This window comes from Arsenicicoccus cauae, from assembly GCF_043162025.1.
GTDB lineage: Bacteria > Actinomycetota > Actinomycetes > Actinomycetales > Dermatophilaceae > Arsenicicoccus > Arsenicicoccus cauae.
The window spans coordinates 961,305-980,526 of record NZ_CP171001.1; the positions used below are offsets into that span (position 1 = coordinate 961,305).

Sequence of the window (19,222 nt, forward strand, 5' to 3'; positions counted from 1 at the left end):
AAGGCCGGGGGCTAGTCTCTGGCAGGTGACCGACCAGCAGCCTTCAGGGCCCCTGACCCTAGTCGAGGGCGAGCCCGTCGCGATCCGCTTCGTCAAGTGGGACGGGAGCCAGCACTGGACGTATGACGGTGCCTACCTCGGCCGGGACGAGCACGGCCACTGGGTCGCGGTGCCCGTCGGCGCCCCGATCGCCCGTCCCGGGCGGTCCTTCGACAACGAGCACCACAGCGTGGTCTGCGTGCCGCTCCAGTCCGGACACGTGCTCACCACCAACGCCGACCCGCACAAGGTGCGGCACTACGTCGACATCACGACCGTGCCGCTGTGGTCACGCGTCGACGGCACGGCCACCGTCTCGATGGTGGACCTCGACCTGGACGTGGTGGAGCGCCGTAACGGTCGGATCTACGTCGACGACGAGGACGAGTTCGCCGACCACCAGGTCGAGTTCGCCTACCCGCCGGAGCTCGTCACGTCGGCCGAGGCCGAGGCGCGACGGGTGCTCGTGCTCGTCGAGACGCAGGCGGAGCCGTTCGCGACGGTGGCGGAGGGCTGGCTCGACCGGCCGATCCCGGGCCGGTCAGCGCCCTAGCGCTCAGCCGGCCTGCCTGCCCGCCGTCCGGGCCAGCGGTGGGCCGGTGGGCCGGTGGGCCGGTGGGCCGGTGGGCCGGTCAGCGGTCGGTGCGGCGCGCGCGGTCGTCGGTGCCCGGGGCGTCGTCGCGCTCGATGGTGACGACCTCCTTGGCGAGGTCCTCCTCGACGACCTGCTCGCGGGTCACCCGGTCGACGTAGACCCGGACGCGCTCGATCGGCACCACCCGCGTCACGACCTGCTCCTCGTGCAGGACCATCTCGATGGCCGCGTCCTGCTGCAGCTCGCCATCGTCGTCCCGGTGGCCCTGGGGCCGGTGCGCCTCGCCGGCAGCGAGCGCGGCCTCCTTGGCCGGGTTGAGCCGATCCTGGCCGCTCGACACCCCGTCGTGGTCAGCGGGCAGCTCGGCCCGGGCCGGGAGCTCCTCGACGACGAGCTCCTCGCGGCGCACGGTGATCGTGCGCTCCTCCGTGACGACACGCTTGGACACGCGGACCCGACTGGTCTCGACCGGGCGGGTCGTCACGAGCAGCTCCTCCTCGCTGCGGGTGACCGAGACCGGGACGTCGTGCCGGTCGCGCTCACGGCCGAGGCCCTCGTGGGATCGTTCGGTGCGCATGTCCTGCTGGTCGCTCATGGTGGCTCCCTTGGCTCGCGGCGACGGATGTCCCGCTCACCTACCCCTCGCCACCGGCCCCTATGCGCCCGCGCTGGCCGGTCCGGCCGCGCGGAGCCTGGGGCACGAGGGTTCCCCGCACGCCTCGCGGGGTATCCGTGCGACGACGACGTGCGACGACGACGTGCGCTGACGAACCGACGAGACGCAGGAAGAAGACGGAGGGGCCCATGCCGCCGCGGGTGCGCAACCTGGACGAGGTCGACCAGACCGTGACCGTCCCCTGGGACGCCGCCTCCGCGGAGCAGGCGCGCTCCCGCCTGAGGGCCAGTCTGGAGCACGAACGGGTCGACGACACGACCCTCGACGAGGCCGTCCAGGTCGTCTCCGAGCTCGTCGCCAACGCCGTGCAGCACGCCGGTCCGATGCCGGGCGACGTCCTGCGGGTGCACTGGACCCTGCGCAAGGGGGTGGTCGAGGTGGACGTCACCGACGGGGGGTCCTCGTCCACGCCCCACCCCGTGCGGCAGACCCCCTGGCAGACCCGCGGTCGCGGGCTGCGGATCGTGCGTGCCTACGCCCACGAGTGGGGCTACCTCGACCAGCCCAACGGCTCCCGCACGGTCTGGGCCGCGCTGGGCGGCCCGTCCCGACGCCGCACCCGCTGACACCGGCCGGCACCCTGGCGCCCCGCTAGGGTGACCTGCATGGGCAAGGCATCTCGTCGCAAGGGCGACACCAAGAAGACCCGTCCGGCACCGTTCGCGCGCCGCCCCTTCGAGGGCCTGGTGGGCGAGACCGACCTCGTGGCGATGCGCGAGATCGTGCCGGCGGCCACGGCCGCGGTGACGCTGCGCGAGCCGGTGGGGGAGGTGTCGACCGCGACCCTCGTGACCGTGCTGCCCCTGGCCTGGCCCGGGCTGCGCAGGGCGGACGGCGAGGTGCTCGTGGGTCTGCAGTCGGGCACGAGCAGCGGCGACGCCGGTCGCGACCTCGCCCAGGTGCTGCTGGCCGCCGCCGAGACCGAGCCGGGCAGCCCGGTGGCGACGCTGCCCCTCGCCACCGCCGACACCCCGCGCCTGCAGGACCTCCTCGACCCGACTGCAGCCCTCGAGATCACGGTGCACGAGGGCTTCGACTTCTGGGTGGGCGACGGCGACCTGGACGAGGAGGGACGGGAGTCCCTGCAGCGCGCCAACGACAGCGCCATCCCCACCGTCAAGCTCGACGGCGTCCGCTCGGCCTACTGGTGCCTGATCGGTGACCGCGCCTACGTCCGCCAGGTGCTCCCCGACGACGAGGACGCCGCCACCGACGCCCTCGCGCGGCTGCACGCCCGCGGCGAGAGCGCCCTCACCGACACCCACCGGCTGCTGGGCGCGTTCCGCGCCTGTGGCCTCCTCATCCCCGTCTGGGAGGTCGACCCCGGGGCGGACCCCGCGTCCTTCTCGGAGCCCACCCAGCGGATGCAGGAGCGGTATGCCGAGGCCCTGGCCGACAGCACGCCGCTGTCGGCGGACGAGCGGCGGGCTCGCTCGGGCCTGCTGAGCCGCCAGATCACCCTGCGCTGACGGGGGTCCGCCGTGAGCGGTGACCACGGGCGGCCGGTGGCGGTCGTCATACCGGCCAAGGACGAGGCCGAGCGGATCGGCGCCACGATCAGGGCTGCGGCCTCCCTCCCCGGCGTCGACCTGGTCGTCGTCGTGGACGACGGTTCCCGCGACGACACGCAGTCCGTCGCCCGTCAGGCGGGGGCCGTGGTCGCGCGGCATTTCCGCAACCGCGGCAAGGCCGCCGCGATGCAGACCGGGGCCGCCGTCGTCGAGCGGCGCGACCAGCACGAAGGCCGGGCCGGGGCCGCGCGTCGGTTGCTGCTCTTCGTCGACGCGGACCTCGAGGACTCCGCGGTCGAGGTGGGGGTGCTCGTGCCGCCGGTGGCCGGCGGCGAGGCGGACCTGGCGATCGCGACCCTGCCGCCGCAGCGGTCGGCCGGCGGTGGCCGCGGCTTCGTGGTGCGCCTGGCGCGCGAGGGCATCCGGTCGCTGACGGGGTGGACGCCCACGCAGCCGCTGTCGGGGATGCGCTGCCTGAGCCGTGAGGCCTACGACGCGGCGCAGCCGTTCGCTGCGGGGTGGGGCGTCGAGACCGCCATGACGATCGACGTGCTCGCTGCGGGCCTGCGGGTGGTGGAGGTGCCGTGCGCGCTGCACCACCGCGTCACCGGCTCGGACTGGCGCGGGCAGCTCCATCGCGCCGCGCAGTACCGCGACGTGTGGCGGGCGCTCGCCGTGCGACGTCTGCGTGCCCGCCGGGCCGGTCGACGGGCGCCGGACTGATCGTTCACCTCGTCGCGGTGGCCAGACGGCCGCCAGCACCCGGCCTCGCTCGTCGTGCCGACCGAGGACGATCAGGCAGCGCGATCCGACCACGGACGCTGACGCGAGGCGCCGATCGGCGGCGCTGGTCCGGTCAGGGTCTCGGCGCCGGCTGCTGGTCGGTCCGTCGAGCGTCCAGGACGATGGCGATGATCAGGGGCACGAGCACCGTGGCGCCGACGGCGGGGATGGCGGTGCCGGAGTCGTTCATGACGAAGCCGATCAGCCACATCACGACGATGCAGATCAGACCGGGGCGCAGCAGCGGCACCCGCTCGTAGGCCGGCAGGAGAGGCCGCCCCAGCGCCGAGCGTGGTCTCAGCAGAGCGATGACCACCAGGGCCAGGCCGACGGGGATGAGCGTCGCCAGCGGTGACCCGGTGAGCAGGTCGAGGTTCTGCTGGGCCTTGCGGGAGACGACGTCCACCGCCCCGCCGTCCAGCACCGTCTGGACGAACCGCCCGAGGTGCGTGCGGGACGACGCGGGGCGCAGGTAGTCCGCCACCGCCAGCCCCACGAGGACCAGGACCGTCACGACGCCGACGAGCAGGACGCGCCCCCAGCCGAGGCGCAGCCCGAGGGCGACGACGACCAGGCCGGCGACGGCGGGCAGCAGTGCTGCCGGCCCGCCGAGGTCGGCCCCCCAGGAGGGCGACCCGTCCACCACCACCGCGACGAGCCCGATCGCCAGCGCGGCGAGGGCGCCCGCTCGCGGATGCCCCCGTCGCGCGCCCAGGTCGGCCACGGCCACGCACAGCAGCAGGGTCGCGGTCGCGAGCAGGGCGAACGCGACGTTGCCGAGGCCGTAGAACCGCCCGCCGATCGTCGGCTGCTCGCCCATGAGGGTCGACAGGGTGAGGTGCGAGCCGGTGACGGCGTCACCCGCGATGACCGTCACCGTGAGAGCGGCGACGGCTGCGGGCGACCCGAGGGGATGACGGCGCCAGGGGCCGATGAGCGCGACGGATCCGAGGACCAGCGCGATGGCGGCCACGACGGCGCTGAGCGTCAGCAGCGGGGGCCCGACCCGCCACCACGGCACCAGCGCCGCGAGGTAGGTCGCGGCGGGCACGCAGGCCGCGACCACGGCGACTGCCCGCACGCCGCGGGCCAGCCTCGAGCGCGTCGTGTCGTCGGCGGACCGGCGTCGCGCGAGGAGCAACGCCCCGAGGTAGAGCACGAGCTGCCCGATCGCCCAGGTCTTGAAGAAGGGGTCGGCGAGCGGCTGCACCCGGTGGGCTGCCTGCGCGGTGTCGACCATCGCGTCGCGGCGATCCTCCGCCGCCCCCTCGTCGGGCAGGACGGTCCACGCCTCGCCGGTCCAGGCGACGGGCGGGGTGCCGCCGCGCAGCGCGACGGTCTCGGGGGCCAGGTCCGTCAGCAGGACCACGCCGTCCTGACGGGTGGCTGAGGACCGCAGCGTGCCGGGCACGATGTCCGGGCCGCGCTCGAGGACGACGCGCACGCGCTCGGCGGGCCCGTCGTCGGCCAGGCCCGCGACGATGACGGTGACGCGCTCGGGTGCGGCGGCGAGCACCTCTCCGAGCCGCGCGTCCAGGCCCGCCAGCTGGGCCGACCGGGCATCCCGGTCGCGGGTGGTCAGCCCGCCCGGGTCGACGAGCGTGACCGGGCAGCGGGCCAGGTCGGACGGCAGGGTCGCCGGCGCGTATGCCGTCGCCCGGCCCACCCGACCGTCGCCGTCGGCGGCGCCGACCGCCGCTGCGGGCCCGATCGCCGAGACGCAGTCCCCGCGCTGCCGCAGCGTCGTCGTGAGGCTGCCGAGCCGACTGGCCTGGCGGGTGCGGGCCGCCGCGTCGGCATAGCGCTGCCACCCGGTCAGCATGCCCCCCTCGCCCACCGCCGGGATCGCCGAGCAGGGCGGACGGGGGTCGTCACCCTGGTCGGGCTGGGCCGCGCGCCCGCCGGCGCCGAGCGTGAGCCACCCGTCGACCGGGCAGGTCGTCAGGTGCACCGACCGCACGATCAACGAGGCCGACGCGCCATGCTCCAGCATCGACCACAGGTGAGGGGTGCGGGCGGGGTCGAGGTCCTCGGCGTCCAGACCCGGCATGCCCACCACGACCACTGGTCCGGGGGCCGGCCGCTCGGTGGCCGCGGCGGCGCGGGCAGACGCCTGCGGAGCGCCTGCGGCGGCCCCGGTCCCGGCGACCACGCCGAGCAGCACGACGCACAGGGTCGTCATACGGCCCAGCAGGGCGAGCAGGCGGGAGGGGAGGGTCACGGCGTCAGCCTAGGACGCACCCCTGACATCCCCTCTCCTCTCAGGCGCCCCTAGGATCTCGCGCATGACCACCTCCCTGGCCGTTGCGGGCGAGCGCCTCCGGGCGTTCTTCGCCGTCGACGACCCGTGGGAGCGCCCCAGGCCGACGGCCGCGCAGCGGCGCAACGACCTGTGGATCGCCCTGGCGCTGTGGGTCTGGGGAGCGCTCGGCATGGAGCTCGTGCGCAGCATCGCGGATCCCCGCTACGTCGACCACCCGGTCTGGGTCCAGCACCTGCTCATCGCGCTCGGCACGCTGCCGCTCGTCTGGCGGCGCAGCCACCCGCTGCTCGTCATGGGGCTCCTGCAGCTGCACATGTTCCTCGTCGGCATCACGGTGAGCGAGGTCATGCGGGGGTTCACGATGCAGTGCGTCTACGTCTTCGCGTTGTTCACCGGGGTGGCCTGGGCGCGCTCGCGACGCGCGATGGTGGGCCTGGTGGCGGCGGTCCTCGTGCTGATGTTCGGCTGGATCGCGTGGCAGTACGCCCTGGGCACGGCCGTGCAGGAGATCCTCGACCGTCGCGAGGACGCCCGGCCCGCGCACGGCCTGTTCCCGCTCGTCCCGGCGGCCGTGGCGTTCGACGTGCTCACCAACCTCGTCTACTTCGGCGGCGGCATCGTCGGCGGCCAGGCCGCGTGGCGGCAGGCGCGCTCGCGCGACCAGCTCGAGCGCCAGTCCGTCCAGCTCGAGCAGCAGGCCGACGAGCTCGCCGACCGCAAGGTGGTGGAGGAGCGGCTGCGGATCGCCCGGGAGCTGCACGACGTCGTCGCCCACCACGTGTCCGTCATGGGCGTGCAGGCCGCGGCCGCGCGGCGCGTCCTGGACCGCAACCCCGAGGCCGCGGCCGCAGCCCTGGGCCAGGTCGAGGAGTCCTCGCGCCAGGCCGTCGGCGAGATGCGCGGGCTGCTGGGCACGTTGCGCCGCACCGACCGCACCGCGGGCACCCCCGGCGACGACGCGCGGGCCGAGGGCACCGGCCCGGATCGCGCCCCCCAGCCCGGTGTCGACCAGGTCGCCGAGCTCGTCCACGCCGCGTCGAGCCCGGGGTTCACCGTCACCTACCAGGTGGTCGAGGACCGGCCTGGTGCGCTCACGGAGGTGCCGATGCCCGTGGGGCTGTCGATCTACCGGACGGTCCAGGAGGCGCTGGCCAACGTCCGGCGCCACTCCACCGCGCACACCGCGGCCGTGGTCGTGCGGATCGACCGCGAGGCGGGGCGCAGGTTCGTCGAGGCGGAGGTGCTCGACGAGGGGCGACCCCGCTCGGGCACGTCCGGGTCCGGGCTGGGGCTGCTCGGCATGCGCGAACGCATCGCCTCGCACGGCGGCACCTCCGAGATCGGACCCCGGGTGACCGGTGGCTACCGCGTGCGGGTCAGGTTCCCCCTGGCCGCGGGCTCATGACGGTGCCGACCATCGTGGCCCCGCCGCGGCCCGGGCCTCGTCCCGCCCGCACCCCTGGCGGTCGCTAGGGTGGCGGCCATGGGGGACGACCAGGGGAGCTCGACCGCCGGCAGCAGCACCAGAGCCGGCGCCAGCACCGACAGCAGCACCAGCGCCCAGCCGCGCACCGAAGGACCGGGCGTGACCACGCTCAGGGTGCTGCTCGCGGACGACCAGGCGTTGGTGCGCAACGGTTTCCGGCTGATGCTGTCGGTCGAGGACGACCTCGAGGTCGTCGGCGAGGCTGCCAACGGCGCGGTCGCCGTCGACCAGGCCCGCAGCCTGCGCCCCGACGTGGTCCTGATGGACGTGCAGATGCCGGTCATGGACGGGATCGAGGCGACACGGGCGATCGCGGCCGAGGACCTCGCCAAGGTCCTGATCCTCACGACCTTCGACAACGACGACTACCTGTTCGACGGGCTGCGGGCGGGCGCCAGCGGCTTCCTGCTCAAGAACGCCGACCCCGACCAGCTCGTCGACGCCGTCCGTGCGGTCGGTCTCGGCCACGCCCTGCTCGCGCCCGAGGTGACCCGCCGGGTCATCGCCCAGATGGCGGCAACCGAGGGCCCTGCACCGACCGGGCCGGCGGCCGGCATATCGCCGCCCTCGCCACCTTGACCGAGCGCGAGCGCGAGGTGCTCGTCCTCGTGGGCCGGGGGCTGTCCAACGCCGAGATCGCCCGCGAGCTCTTCGTCGGCGAGGCGACCGTCAAGACGCACGTGTCCAGCTGCCTGGCCAAGCTGCACCTGCGGGACCGGGTGCAGGCCGTCGTGCTCGCCTACGAGTCCGGGCTCATCCAGCCGGGGGAGTAGCCCCGCGTCGAGATCATCCTCGCGGGGGAGGTGCCCACCCTCACGGCCTCCTAGGTTGGGGGGTGCGAGCAGGCCTTATGCCGGAAGAACCACTTCCGGGGCCACTCGCACGAGGAGGGGTGAGACGTGATCGAGGTCCAGGGCCTGACACGACGGTTCGGCGACCACACCGCCGTGGACCACGTGTCCTTCGCGGTGCCGCGGGGGCAGCTGATCGGCTTCGTGGGTGGCAACGGCGCCGGCAAGACGACGACCATGCGGATGATCATGGGCCTGCTGCAGATCCACGAGGGCGAGGTGCGCTGGGACGGTCACGAGGTGACCACCGCGGACCGCCGCACGTTCGGCTACATGCCCGAGGAGCGCGGCCTCTACCCCAAGCAGGGGATCGCCGACCAGCTCGTCTACCTCGGTCGGCTGCACGGGATGTCTCGCCCGGACGCCCAGCGGGCGACGGACGAGCACCTCGAGCGGTTCGGCCTGGGTGACCGCGCCAAGGACAAGCTCGAGTCGCTGTCGCTCGGCAACCAGCAGCGCGTGCAGATCGCCGCGGCCGTGATGAGCCGGCCCCGCGTGATGATCCTGGACGAGCCGTTCTCCGGGCTCGACCCGGCCAGCGTCGACACGATGGTCGACCTCCTGCGAGAGCACACCCGCACCGGCGTGCCCGTGCTCTTCTCCAGCCACCAGCTCGACCTCGTGGACCGTCTGTGCGACGGCCTGGTCGTGCTGAGCAAGGGCCGCGTCGTCGCCCAGGGCACCGCCGACGAGCTGCGGTCGAGGGGGCCGCAGCGTCATCGCATCGTCCTGGGCGGCGACGCCGGATGGGTGCGGTCCCAGCCAGGGCTGCACGTCGTCGACGTGGACGGGGCCGCGGCACTGGTCGAGCTGCTGGAGCCGGGAGCCGACCGCCACCTGCTGACCGAGGCCCTCGCGCGCGGCACGGTCACCGAGTTCGCCCGCGTGCGCCCCAACCTGAGCGAGATCTACCGAGAGGTGACGGCATGAGCACCCAGATGGCCCCCGGGACGCATCCCTCCCCGTCGACGCCGGCAGCTCAGGGCGCCGCGGCCCCGGGCGGAGGCCGCGCGCCCCGCAACGCCTGGCAGCTTGTCGCCGCCCGGGAGATGGCGGTCAAGCTGCGGGACAAGAACTTCCTGGTCGGCACCCTGGTCACGATGTTCCTGCTCGTGGGGGTGATGGGCCTGCAGGGGTGGATGGCGAGCCGGTCCACCACGACCAGGATCGCCGTCGTCTCGGCGGAGGGCAGGGCCCTCGCGGACGCGGTCGGCGCCGCCGTGAAGGGCGCGGACCAGGACGACGCCGTCGAGGTCACCCAGGTCGCCGACCAGGCCGCCGCAGAGTCGCTGGTCACCGAGGACAAGGCCGACGTGGCCGTCGTGCGGTCCGGGCAGGGCTGGCAGCTGCTGGGCAAGGACACGCCGGACGGCAGCCTCACGACCACGACGCGACAGGTGCTGCAGTCGCAGGTCCTCGCGGCCACCGCCGCCAAGGCCGGCACGACGCCCCAGCAGGTGCAGGAGCAGACGGCCGTCACGACCCGGGCGTTGTCCGGCACGGACGAGGGGACGATGGTGACCGCTCGGGTCGTCGGTCTCGTCTTCGCGATGCTGTTCTACTTCGCGGCCCTGATGTTCGGCATGCAGATCGCCCAGTCGGTGATCGAGGAGAAGCAGTCGCGGATCATCGAGATCCTCGCCTCGGCGATCCCGGTCCGTCAGCTGCTCGCCGGCAAGGTGCTCGGCAACACCGTGATGGCCATGGGGCAGATCGTGCTCTACGTCGGCGTCGGGTTGATCGGCATGTCCTTCACCCCGCTCAAGAGCATGCTGGCGGGGATCGCCGGTGGCGCGGTGTGGTACCTCCTGTTCTTCCTCGCGGGCTTCCTTGCCCTGGCCTGCATCTGGGCCGTCGCCGGCTCGCTCGCCACCCGCAACGAGGACCTCCAGCAGACCACGACCCCGCTGACGATGGTGCTGATCATCGGCTTCTTCGCCTCCTTCATGGCGGCGGGGGTGTGGCGGGTGGCGCTGTCCTACGTGCCGGTGCTCTCCTCGATGCTCATGCCCATGCGCCTCATGGACGGCTCGGCGCAGTGGTGGGAGGGCGTCATCGCCCTCGCGCTCACCCTGGCCTTCGCCGCCGTCGCGATGGTCCTCGGCGAGCGGATGTACCGCCGCTCGCTCATGCAGACCTCGTCTCGCATGACGTTCAGGCAGGCGCTGACCGCGTCCGACTGAGCCATGATCGTGGACGCCTGCCCCCGCCCCCGCGGCGGCGGGCGTCCGTCCGCGTCGAGGAGTCCACATGCGCTACGCCTATCTCGGTCCCGCCGGGACGTTCACCGAGCAGGCCCTGCTGCAGCGGCCCGAGGCGTCCGCCCCCGACGCCGAACGCGTGCCGCACGGGTCGGTCGACTCCGCGCTCGCGGCCCTGCGCGCGGGCGAGGTCGATGCCGCGGTCGTCCCCATCGAGAACTCCGTCGAGGGCGGGGTCAGCGCCACCCTCGACGCCCTCGCCACCGGCGACCCGCTCGTGGTGGTCGGCGAGATGCTGGTCCCCATCACCTTCGTCCTCGCGGCGCCGGCGGGGGTCACGCTCGCGGACGTCCGCGCGGTCGGCACCCACTCCCATGCCTGGGCCCAGGTCCGCGGCTGGATGTCGACGCGGCTCCCCGAGGCGGCATACGTGCCGACCCTGTCGACGGCGGCGGCCGCGGCCGGCCTCGGGAGGGCCGTCGAGGAGCAGAGCCCGTATGACGCAGCCGTGTGCGCGCCCGTCGCCGCGACCGTGCACGGGCTGGAGCTGCTGGCGAGCGACATCGGCGACAACCGGGCCGCCGTCACGCGCTTCGTGCTGGTGTCGCGCCCGGGCGGCGGGCCGGCACCGACGGGGGCGGACAAGTCGACGATGGTGCTCTACCAGCACGAGGACTACCCGGGCGGGCTGCTCGGGCTGCTCGAGCAGTTCGCGGTGCGCGGCATCAACCTCACCCGGCTCGAGTCCCGTCCTACCGGGGAGGGGATGGGGCGCTACTGCTTCAGCATCGACATCGAGGGGCACGTGGACGACGAGCGGGTGGGCGAGGCGCTCATGGGGCTGCGGCGGGTGTGCGCGGACGTGCGCTTCCTCGGCAGCTACCCGCGGGCAGACCGACTCGCGGCGACGGTGGCGGCGGGCACGCAGGACACGGACTTCCAGCAGGCCCGGTCCTGGCTGCGCTCCCTGCGCACCCCCTGAGCGCCGGGGTGTGGGCGGTCTCACCCGCGCCGGAGCAACCCCTGCCGCGCGACGGTCGGGGCCGCTGGCTATGGTCGAGCCATGACCCACATCCTCTGCATGGGGGGCGGCGGCTTCTCGATGTCGCCCGACAACGCGGCCACGGCCCTCGACCGCTACGCCCTCGAGCTGACGGGCAAGGACAACCCGCTCGTCTGCTTCGCGCCCACGGCGTCGGCGGACGACCCGGAGTACGTCCACCGCTTCCTCACGGCGTTCGGTGCCCTCGGCGTGCAGACCATGGTCCTCACGCTGTGGGAGGACGCCCGGCACGCCCTCGAGCGCTTCGGGGACATCGACCTGCTGTATGTCGGGGGCGGGTCCACGGTCAACCTCGTGGCGCTGTGGGAGGCGCACGGCGTCAGCCAGGCGGTGCGGGATCTGCGGGCGGAGCGCGACGTGGTGTTCGCGGGGACCAGCGCCGGCGCCAACGTGTGGTGCGAGGCGTGCACGACGGACTCGTTCGGTGGCGTCGACCCGTGGCGCGGGGGGCTGGGCTTCGTGCGTGGTTCCTTCTCGCCGCACTTCGACAGCGAGCCGGAGCGGGCCCCGCACTACCTGGGCTGGGTGCGCGACGGGGAGCTGCCCGTGGGCTGGGCGGCCGACGACGGCGCGGCGCTGCACGTCCTCGACGGCAAGGTCCAGGCGTGCGTGGCCGAGCGCGACGGCGCCAAGGTCTATCGGGTGGACCGGGGCGGCATCACGGCGCAGCCGATGACGCGCCTCCCCTGAGGGCGAGGTACTTGCGCAGCCCCCGCTCGCCGGCTCGCATCATGTGGGTGTGGTTGATGCGCAGCAGGCGGTGGCTGGTCACCGGCATGCGCTCGAGGTGCTGGTTGGTGAGGTAGACGTCCTGGGTCCAGCGGGCGGCCGTGGTGGTGTCTCCCTGCCAGGACAGGTCCCACTGGGCGTAGCCGACGAGGTCCTGGGCGAGGCCGACGCGCAGCAGCCCGGCCTCGCGGTCAAGGATCTGCTTGGTCGCCACGACCTTGAGGGTCACGGGGATCAGCGACCGTACGGACAGGCGTCGGGCGTCGTCCGTGAGCGGCTCGGTGGCGCGGATCTGGGGCCACCACTGCTCGTACCCGTCGACGTCCGCGAGGACGTCGTAGGCCTCGCCGAGCGGCAGCGGCACCTGCCACACGTGGTCGAAGTGGTAGTGGTGCGGGGCCATCATGACGAGCGAGCCTCCTTGCGACGCAACCAGAGCCAGGCCATCAGCGCGCAGAGGACGCCGTTGAGCAGGCCCACCGCGATGTCGATGACGTGGTGCATCCCACGGTAGGCCCTGGCGTAGGCCACGAGGAGCGGGATGATCACGCAGACGGTCTGCACGAGCCGGCGCAGGACCACGTCGTCGATGCGGTGCGCCATGAGGGCGAGGGAGAGGTAGAGCGCGGTGGCGGCACCCACGTGCCCGCTGGGGTAGGACGAGGTGGGGGGCGCGGGGTCGAGCTTGCTGACCTGGGGGCGGGGGCGCCCGGTGAGCTCGGTCGCCGCGACGAAGATGCTCGCCTGCAGGGCGATGGCGATGCCGGGGATCACGGCATACCACCACTCCTTGGTGCGCCACCAGACCAGGGCGATCATGAGCAGGCAGAAGCCGATGACGTACTCCGTGTTGCCGATGTGCGACCAGACCATCGTGATGGAGTCCCAGACGCTGGTGCGGCTCGCCTCGAGGTTCTTGCTGATCGGCTCCTCGGCGGTGCCCCAGCTCTTGAGCGGGCCCATCAGGGCCAGGCCGAAGCCGTAGATGGCGAGGAACAGCACGATCCCTGGCGTGATGGCCCGGACGAGGAGGTCCTTGAACGCCGCACCGACCCGGGGGCGGGAGCGGTCGAGGTCGTAGCGCAGCAGGAAGGGCATGTCAGGTTCTCCTCGGCCCGAGAGCGTCGGTGCGCTCGGTGGTGGGGTCGGTGGGGTCGGACGGGTTGGCCGGTACGGCGTCCTCGCGGGTCGCCGGCACGTGCACGAAGCCGCGCCACGAGCCGTAGACGAAGGCTGCCGCGAGGAGCAGGCCGGCGGTCACGTCGGAGGGGAAGTGGACGCCGAGGTAGACGCGGTCGAGCAGGACCGTCACGGTCGCCACGGACGCGAGCACCACGGCGCAGGTGCGGCGGGCGCGGGTCCGCAGCAACGGCCACAGCAGGACGACCAGGACCATGCAGATGGCCGCGGTGTTGGCGGCGTGCCCGGACGGGAAGCTGTAGCCGGGCGCGTGCGACACGGGATCGTCCACCACCGGCCTGGCCCGCTGCACGATCAGCTTGACCTGCAGGAAGAGGTTCCAGCCGAGCATCATCGTGATCCAGGCCCACCAGGAGCGGGCGGTCATGCCGCGGGCGCGCCAGGTCCACAGGCACACGAGCGTCGCGGCGAGGTAGGCCCGCCACGGCTGCCAGATCTCCTGCCACAGGACGAGGGCCGAGCGCAGGCCGGGGTGGGCGCGGGTGAGATCCGTGGCGGCGGCGATGGCGCGCTGGTCGAGCTCCATCAGTGGTGCGTAGCGTTGCTGCACCAGCACCGCCAGGGCGATGACAGGGGTGCTGAGGACGACGGCGGTCATCACGGCGCGGACCAGCTGACGCGCGTGGTGGCGACGCAGCCTCCCCCGCAGGCTGATCTGCCGGACGGGGCTCACGCGGCGACGTCCCCCTTGGAGGCGCCGGTCGCCGGGGTGGCGGAGGCGACCCGGACGCGCAGGGCACCCGGCAGGACGTCGGCGGTGATGGCCGTGCGCTCGCCGATCGTGTCGCCGTCGAGCTGCACCTGCACGGCGCGGTTGGCCCGGACGGTGATGTGGCGGGTGGTGTGGTGCGTGACGCGGTGGTGGCCCTTGCGCTTGGCGGTGACCAGGCGCAGGAGCACCGCGCCCCAGCCGATGCCACCGGCGGGGGACAGCATGAGGGCGTCCAGCTTGCCGTCGTCGACCTGGGCCTCGGGCATGAGCGCCAGGCCCTGGATCTTGCCGCAGTTGCCGATGATGACGCTGCGCGTGCGCCGGGAGAAGGTCTCGGTGTCGGTCGTGACCTGGGCCTTGAACTGGGAGCCCCACAGGTGCTTGGCGCCGGACACGAGGTAGGCGGCCCAGCCCACCTTGGACTTCAGGCCCTCGGGCGCGTCGGCCATGATGTCCGCGTCGAAGCCCATGCCGGCCATGACCAGGAAGTGCAGCTCCTCGGGGCCGGTGTCCTCCGGGGCCAGCGCCTCGGCGTCGACGGGCTGGTCATCGACCTCGCCCTCGCCGTCCATCGGGGCAGGGTTGACGCGGAGCACGCCGACGTCGATGACGCGCTCCTCGCCGGTCAGGGCGATGGCCAGGGCGTCGCGCAGCGAGTCGACCGGCAGGTCGAGGTTGCGGGCCAGCAGGTTGCCGGTGCCGCCGGGCAGCAGGCCGATCGGGACCTCGGAGCGGGCGCGGGCCATCTCGCTCCCGACCGTGCGCACGGTCCCGTCGCCGCCGAGCGGGCAGATCACGTCGACCCCCGCGTCGAGCGCCTCCTTGGTCTGGCCCGAGCCCGGGTCGTCCTCGGTCGTCTCCAGCCAGAGCGGCTCGTCCCAGCCGGTCTCCTGGCACAGCGCGCGGACCTCGTCGCGGACCTTGGCGACGTCGTCGAACTTCGTGGGGTTGACGATCACCGCGGCGCGGGGGAGCGGCTCCGGGTCGGGGGTGGTCTCGCTCGCGACGCCGGTCGAGGCGCCAGCAGCCCTGTCGGTGCTGTCGGTGCTGTCGGAGCTGCCGGCCGCGTCCGACGGCCGCGCTGCACCCGATCGTCCCCGGGTGGCGAGGACGAGCACGAGCAGCAGGACGGCGACGGCGACGCCGATGACGAGGATCCACATGTCTGGCACGCCTGAACGGTACCCGTGCGAATGCCTGGGCCAACCCCGTTTGGGCCCGATCGGTGCCGCCTCGTGGCCCCGGGTCGTATGCCGCGTCCTGCCACCGGGGCCGAGGCGGCGACCACCCGAGCGCCCGGCCCGTCCGGCATACGAGGTGGAGGGGTGTCGTCGCAGGCCACTAGGCTGAATCCGTGATCGACATCAAGCTGCTGCGCGACGACCCCGAGCGGGTCAGGAAGTCGCAACGTGCCCGCGGCGAGGACGACACCCTCGTCGACCAGATCCTCGAGCTGGACCAGCGTCGTCGCGCGGCGCAGTCCCGGTTCGAGGCGCTCCGGGCGGAGCAGAAGTCGGTGTCCAAGGACGTGGGCGCCCTCATGGGTCAGGCGCAGCGGGCCAGGAAGGCCGGCGCCGACGACGCGGAGCAGCTGAGGCAGCAGGCCGAGGCGGCCCGGGCCACGGCCGGTGAGCTGAGCACGCAGGTCAAGGAGCTCGAGCAGGCCGCCGACGAGGCCGCTCGCGAGATGGACGTCATCGCCCACCGCATCGGCAATGTCATCGTCGACGGTGTGCCCACCGGCGGCGAGGAGGACTTCGAGCTGCGCGAGACCGTCGGTACGCCACGGGACTTCGCGGCCGAGGGGATCGACGTCAAGGACCACGTCGAGCTCGGCACGGCGCTCGGGATCATCGACCTGGAGCGTGGGGCCAAGGTCGCGGGCAGCCGTTTCTACTACCTCAAGGGCGACGGGGCGCGGCTGGAGTACGCCCTCATGGGGCTCTGTCAGCAGATCGCCGCCGATGAGGGCTTCGTCCCGCTCGTCGTCCCCAACCTGGTCAAGGGGCAGACGATGGCGGGCGCCGGCTTCCTCGACAGCCACGCCGACGAGGTCTACCAGCTGCCCGCCGACGAGCTCTACCTCACCGGCACCTCCGAGGTCGGCCTCGCGGGCTACCACCTCGACGAGATCCTCGACCTGTCGGACGGCCCGCTGCGCTACACCGCGACCTCGACCTGCTACCGCCGCGAGGCGGGCAGCCACGGCAAGGACACCAAGGGCATCTTTCGCGTGCACCAGTTCCAAAAGACCGAGATGTTCGTCTACTGCCGCCCCGAGGACGCCGAGGCCGAGCACGACAACCTCCTGCGCATCGAGCGGCGGATCCTCGACGCGCTCGAGCTGCCCTATCGCATCATCGACGTCGCGGCCGGCGACCTCGGTGGCCCGGCGGCGCGCAAGTTCGACTGCGAGGCGTGGGTGCCGAGCCAGGAGCGCTACCGCGAGCTGACGTCGACGTCCAACTGCACCACCTTTCAGGCGCGCCGGCTCGGCATCCGGGAGCGCGACCCCCAGGGCAGCGGCACCCGCGTCGTCGCGACGCTCAACGGCACGATGGCCACCAACACCCGGCCCATCGTCGCCCTCCTGGAGAACCACCAGCAGGCCGACGGGTCCGTGCGTGTGCCCGACGCCTTGCGGCCGTGGCTCGGTGGCCGCGAGGCCCTGACGGCATCGGGTCGCTGACCCGTGCGCCACGGCCCCCGGATGGTCTGCCTCGACATCGACGGCACCACCATCAACCACGCCCGTGAGCTGTCCCCCGCCGTCCAGGAGGCCGTCCAGGCCGTGGCGGACGCCGGGGTGCACGTCGTCGTGGCGACCGGACGCGCCTGCGTCGCCACGATGCCGATCATCCGCGCGCTCGGGATCGAGCAGGGTCGCGCCGTGTGCTCCAACGGCGCCGTCACCCTCAAGCTGGACCCGCACAAGCGCAAGGGCTACAAGTTCACCGAGGTCGTGACCTTCGACCCCGGCCCGTCGCTGCGGCTGCTGCGCGACAAGATGCCCGGCGCCCTGGCCGCGGTCGAGGAGCTGGGCAAGGGCTTCAAGGTCAACGCGCCCTTTCCCGACGGCGAGCTGGACGGCAAGATCCGCGTCGTCGGCTGGGACGAGCTCATCGACACCCCCGCCACGCGCGTGACGCTGCGCCAGCCCGATGCCCCGGTCGAGGACTTCCTGGAGCGGGTGCACGCGGTGGGACTGCACGGGGTGTCGTATGCCGTGGGCTTCTCCGCATGGCTGGACATCGCACCCGAGGGCGTCTCCAAGGCGTCCGCGCTGGAGCTCGTGCGCCGCAAGCTCGGCGTGGACCCCCGCGACACCGTCGCCGTCGGCGACCAGCGCAACGACCTCGAGATGCTGTCGTGGGCCGCGCGTGGCGTGGCGATGGGCAATGCGCCCGACGAGGTCAAGGCCGCGGCGGACGAGGTCACGGGGCACGTCGACGACGACGGGCTCGTGCCGGTGCTGCGGTCCCTGCTCGACTGACGCCCCCGCCGACTGGTCACCTCCCGCCGACTGGTCACCTCCCGCCGCCCGCCCGGCGCCAGGGGGACGTTCGTGCTCGCAAACCGGGCACAAACGTCCCCGTTGCGGCATGCGGCAGCATGAGGCGACCCCGAACACGACCGTGCGTGTGTCTATCATCGACAGACAGTCAGGTTGGGGGACCGATGATGCGCCGTTCTGCTGCACTCGCCATGGCCGCCGTGCTCGTGCCCGCCGCCGGAGCGGTGGGGGTGATGCCATCCACCTCCGCGCTCGTCGAGGGCACGCCTGCACCAGCGGCGGTGGGCGCCACGGCCGCGCCGCCGACGGACACACCCACCATGCCGAGCGACACCTCCACCACTGCGCCCACCACTGCGCCGCGTGACACCCCTGTCGCCCCGCCCCCGGCCACGTCGAGCGACACACCCACCACCACGCCCTCGTCACCTCCCACCCCACGGCCCACGTCCCCCAAGACCAACGACACGCGGCAGGTGCGGATCTCGCTGCAGTGCTCGGGTTGCCCGGGTCCGCTCCAGTTCGTCACCGGGGTCGGCCAGCTGCGCCTCGTGGGGACGACCCTGCCGGCTCGCCCCGGCGCACGCGTCAGCATCCAGCGCCGGGCGCCGGGCGGCTCGGCATACGGGCAGGTCGCGGAGGTGACCACCGACCGGACGGGCGCGTTCACGTGGACCGGCCCGATGGGCCCGGCCGGGACCAGCAGCTATCGAGCCGTGCTGCCGGGCCAGGCCACATCCTCGGTCGCCTCGGCCACCGTCGTCGACGCCGCCATCATGGCGAGCGCCCCGGCGGGCCAGGACACGCTGGTCGACCCGACGGTCAGTGGGGTCGCGACGCCGCGGGCGGCGGGGCTGCAGGTGCGCACCGAGGTCCTGACGCCGGTCGGCTGGCGGACCTCGCAGGTGGGGACGACGCGATCTGGTGGAGGGTTCGCGCTGCCGCTGACCTATGGCCGAGGGGCGGTGGGCGTGGTCACCGTGCGCACCGCCATGACGCTGCCGGGCGGGCGGGTCGTCGCGAGCCCGTCGCGCGCGGTGAACCGGCTGGCCGTCCTCAACCCGGTGGTCCGTCAGACGGTGGCGGCCGACGTTCCCCGCACCTACCGCGCGGGCTGCCCCGTCGGGCCGGCGAGCCTGCGCACCATCGACATGAACCACTGGGGCTTCGACGGGCGGATCCACCGCGGTCGCCTCGTCATCCGGACCGCCAACGTCACGCCGATCCTCACCAGCTTCCGGACCGCGTTCGACGGCCGCTTCCCGATCCGGGAGATGCGCGACGCCAGCGTCTACGGCGGCGACGACATCATCTCCATGGAGCACGACAACACCAACGGCTTCAACTGCCGTCGCGTGACGGGCAACCCCTACCGGCTGTCGCCCCACAGCTACGGCACGTCGATCGACATCAACACGGTCGAGAACCCCTACCGCATCCCCTCCGGCGTCTGGCTGCCCAAGAACGGCCAGGCCTACGTCAGGCGCACCCCCTATCGCCCCGGGATGCTGACCCCTTCGACGCCGTTCACCAAGGCGCTGCTCGGCAACGGGTTCACCTGGCTGAGCGGGTTCGACTGGCAGCACTTCCAGCGATGAG

18 protein-coding genes and 1 pseudogene are annotated in these 19,222 nt (G+C 73.2%); 13 read left to right on the plus strand and 6 right to left on the minus strand.

What is annotated here, in order from left to right; translation table 11 throughout:
* Positions 1-25: 25 nt before the first annotated feature.
* Entirely contained in the window at positions 26-592 is a 567-nt protein-coding gene (locus tag ACF3NS_RS04495) for a DUF402 domain-containing protein (protein WP_288799653.1), read from the plus strand.
* A gap of 79 nt (positions 593-671) precedes the next feature.
* Here ACF3NS_RS04495 and ACF3NS_RS04500 read toward each other — a convergent pair whose 3' ends face one another.
* Entirely contained in the window at positions 672-1,229 is a 558-nt protein-coding gene (locus tag ACF3NS_RS04500) for a DUF2382 domain-containing protein (RefSeq protein ID WP_392468051.1), read from the minus strand.
* A 209-nt stretch (positions 1,230-1,438) separates the two neighbouring features.
* On the opposite strand from ACF3NS_RS04500, the gene ACF3NS_RS04505 reads away from it, so the two are divergent.
* The 3 genes from ACF3NS_RS04505 to ACF3NS_RS04515 are packed head-to-tail and all read left to right on the plus strand — an operon-like array spanning position 1,439 to position 3,544.
* A complete protein-coding gene (locus ACF3NS_RS04505; RefSeq protein WP_154592472.1) occupies positions 1,439-1,876 on the plus strand; it encodes an ATP-binding protein in 438 nt (145 codons plus the stop codon).
* A 39-nt stretch (positions 1,877-1,915) separates the two neighbouring features.
* On the plus strand, positions 1,916-2,779 hold the full coding sequence (locus ACF3NS_RS04510) for a DUF5926 family protein (protein WP_154592471.1): 864 nt from the start codon (positions 1,916-1,918) through the stop codon (positions 2,777-2,779).
* A 12-nt stretch (positions 2,780-2,791) separates the two neighbouring features.
* On the plus strand, positions 2,792-3,544 hold the full coding sequence (locus ACF3NS_RS04515; RefSeq protein ID WP_392468055.1) for a glycosyltransferase: 753 nt from the start codon (positions 2,792-2,794) through the stop codon (positions 3,542-3,544).
* 133 nt (positions 3,545-3,677) lie between these two features.
* On the opposite strand, the gene ACF3NS_RS04520 is transcribed toward ACF3NS_RS04515, so the two are convergent.
* Positions 3,678-5,825: a hypothetical protein gene (locus tag ACF3NS_RS04520; protein WP_392468058.1), complete on the minus strand. Its 2,148-nt coding sequence runs from the start codon at positions 5,823-5,825 to the stop codon at positions 3,678-3,680.
* 64 nt (positions 5,826-5,889) lie between these two features.
* On the opposite strand from ACF3NS_RS04520, the gene ACF3NS_RS04525 reads away from it, so the two are divergent.
* The 6 genes and pseudogenes from ACF3NS_RS04525 (at position 5,890) to ACF3NS_RS04550 (ending at position 12,158) form a co-directional block, all read left to right on the plus strand.
* Entirely contained in the window at positions 5,890-7,272 is a 1,383-nt protein-coding gene (locus tag ACF3NS_RS04525; RefSeq protein WP_392468060.1) for a sensor histidine kinase, read from the plus strand.
* A 243-nt stretch (positions 7,273-7,515) separates the two neighbouring features.
* Positions 7,516-8,126, plus strand: a pseudogene (locus ACF3NS_RS04530) (response regulator).
* A gap of 126 nt (positions 8,127-8,252) precedes the next feature.
* Complete coding sequence (locus ACF3NS_RS04535) at positions 8,253-9,134, plus strand: ABC transporter ATP-binding protein (RefSeq protein ID WP_392468063.1); 882 nt, start codon at positions 8,253-8,255, stop codon at positions 9,132-9,134.
* Positions 9,131-10,387, plus strand: coding sequence for an ABC transporter permease (locus ACF3NS_RS04540; RefSeq protein WP_392468065.1), 1,257 nt, complete (start codon positions 9,131-9,133; stop codon positions 10,385-10,387). The genes ACF3NS_RS04535 and ACF3NS_RS04540 overlap by 4 nt, the downstream gene beginning before the upstream one ends.
* A 67-nt stretch (positions 10,388-10,454) precedes the next feature.
* Positions 10,455-11,387, plus strand: coding sequence for a prephenate dehydratase (gene pheA, locus ACF3NS_RS04545; protein WP_392468067.1), 933 nt, complete (start codon positions 10,455-10,457; stop codon positions 11,385-11,387).
* A gap of 81 nt (positions 11,388-11,468) precedes the next feature.
* Positions 11,469-12,158 (plus strand): peptidase E, encoded by a 690-nt coding sequence (locus tag ACF3NS_RS04550; RefSeq protein WP_288799064.1) that lies wholly within the window; start codon positions 11,469-11,471, stop codon positions 12,156-12,158.
* On the opposite strand, the gene ACF3NS_RS04555 is transcribed toward ACF3NS_RS04550, so the two are convergent.
* Genes ACF3NS_RS04555 through ACF3NS_RS04570 form a run of 4 tightly spaced genes read right to left on the minus strand, consistent with a single transcriptional unit; the run spans position 12,127 to position 15,272 of the window.
* On the minus strand, positions 12,127-12,603 hold the full coding sequence (locus ACF3NS_RS04555) for an SRPBCC family protein (protein ID WP_154592463.1): 477 nt from the start codon (positions 12,601-12,603) through the stop codon (positions 12,127-12,129). The genes ACF3NS_RS04550 and ACF3NS_RS04555 overlap by 32 nt on opposite strands.
* The gene (locus tag ACF3NS_RS04560; protein WP_392468069.1) at positions 12,600-13,295 is read right to left on the minus strand and encodes a phosphatase PAP2 family protein; all 696 of its coding nucleotides are present in this window, start codon (positions 13,293-13,295) and stop codon (positions 12,600-12,602) included. Before ACF3NS_RS04560 ends, ACF3NS_RS04555 begins: the two co-directional genes overlap by 4 nt.
* A gap of 1 nt (position 13,296) precedes the next feature.
* Complete coding sequence (locus tag ACF3NS_RS04565) at positions 13,297-14,070, minus strand: phosphatase PAP2 family protein (protein WP_392468071.1); 774 nt, start codon at positions 14,068-14,070, stop codon at positions 13,297-13,299.
* Positions 14,067-15,272 carry a diacylglycerol/lipid kinase family protein gene (locus ACF3NS_RS04570; protein WP_392469069.1) on the minus strand — a complete coding sequence of 402 codons (1,206 nt, stop codon included), beginning with the start codon at positions 15,270-15,272 and terminating at the stop codon, positions 14,067-14,069. Before ACF3NS_RS04570 ends, ACF3NS_RS04565 begins: the two co-directional genes overlap by 4 nt.
* Before the next feature lie 191 nt (positions 15,273-15,463).
* Here ACF3NS_RS04570 and serS point away from each other — a divergent pair, with 191 nt between their 5' ends.
* From serS to ACF3NS_RS04585, 3 genes are all read left to right on the plus strand, one after another.
* Positions 15,464-16,798, plus strand: a complete 1,335-nt coding sequence (serS, locus tag ACF3NS_RS04575) for a serine--tRNA ligase (RefSeq protein WP_392468074.1) — start codon at positions 15,464-15,466, stop codon at positions 16,796-16,798.
* A gap of 21 nt (positions 16,799-16,819) precedes the next feature.
* Positions 16,820-17,602, plus strand: coding sequence for an HAD family hydrolase (locus ACF3NS_RS04580; protein ID WP_154592536.1), 783 nt, complete (start codon positions 16,820-16,822; stop codon positions 17,600-17,602).
* A gap of 185 nt (positions 17,603-17,787) precedes the next feature.
* On the plus strand, positions 17,788-19,221 hold the full coding sequence (locus ACF3NS_RS04585; protein WP_392468076.1) for a M15 family metallopeptidase: 1,434 nt from the start codon (positions 17,788-17,790) through the stop codon (positions 19,219-19,221).
* Position 19,222: the final 1 nt, after the last annotated feature.